This is a genomic window from Pantoea sp. USHLN256, from assembly GCF_037149875.1.
Taxonomy (GTDB): Bacteria; Pseudomonadota; Gammaproteobacteria; order Enterobacterales; family Enterobacteriaceae; genus Pantoea; species Pantoea nemavictus.
This window is the reverse complement of the sequence record NZ_JBBCQO010000053.1, coordinates 1-223: the sequence shown is the minus strand read 5'-3', so window position 1 is coordinate 223 and position 223 is coordinate 1. Positions and strand designations below refer to the sequence as shown.

Sequence of the window (223 nt, the reverse complement as noted above, 5' to 3'; positions counted from 1 at the left end):
GGCCGCGCTGATGAAAATCCGTCAGATCATGGTCTACACCCACGACTCGATTGGCCTGGGTGAAGATGGCCCGACGCACCAGCCGGTTGAGCAGATGGCCAGCCTGCGCGTGACGCCAAACATGAGCCTGTGGCGCCCGTGCGACCAGGTTGAGTCGGCGGTGGCGTGGAAGTACGCCATCGAGCGCGTTGACGGCCCGTCGGCGCTGATCTTCTCGCGTCAG

1 pseudogene is annotated in these 223 nt (G+C 64.6%); it reads left to right on the top strand.

Features of this window, described 5'->3' with window-relative positions:
* Nucleotides 1–223 (top strand): annotated as a pseudogene (locus WFL93_RS24205) (transketolase); the annotation flags it as partial.